Source organism: Cellulomonas sp. (assembly GCF_017744555.1).
Classification (GTDB): Bacteria; Actinomycetota; Actinomycetes; order Actinomycetales; family Cellulomonadaceae; genus Cellulomonas.
This window is the reverse complement of record NZ_JAGIBD010000136.1, coordinates 1-505: the sequence shown is the minus strand read 5'-3', so window position 1 is coordinate 505 and position 505 is coordinate 1. Positions and strand designations below refer to the sequence as shown.

The window sequence follows — 505 nt, the reverse complement described above, 5'->3', positions numbered from 1 at the left end:
TTGCCATGCCTGGTGGCGATGGCAACCGCGCAAGCCACCGCGGCAAGCGTGCGCGCACCGGATACGAAGCGACGCGTTGCCGCCGTCGAGAACGACGGCGCGGACTGCGCCACGACGCCCGTCGTCGCCGCACGCCAGGCATCGCTTCCCGATCCGTTCCTGCGCCCCGATGGCAGCCGCATGACGACGCGCGCCGACTGGCGCTGCCAGCGCCAGCAGACGCTGCATTCGCTCGAACAGCAGGTCTACGGCTGGAAAGGTCCCGCACCGGACCGCGTCACCGGCACCGTGCACCGCGACCGCGTCGAGGTGACGGTATCCCATGGCGACCACCGCGAGACCTTCAGCGCCGCGCTGCACCTGCCCGAAGGCCCCGGCCCGTTCCCGGTGATGGTGGTAGTCGGCGGGGTGGCCGGCGTCGATCACGCGTTGCTCGATGCCGAAGGCGTGGCCCGTATCGACTATCCGAACACCGACATCGGCGCCGAGACCGGCACCAGCCGCG

Annotated in this window: 1 protein-coding gene; it reads left to right on the top strand. The window is 71.1% G+C overall.

Going from position 1 to position 505, the window contains the following annotated elements:
• Window positions 1-12 precede the first annotated feature (12 nt).
• A partial coding sequence (locus J7523_RS20560; protein ID WP_291890690.1) for a hypothetical protein occupies window positions 13-505 on the top strand: 493 nt, incomplete at its 3' end.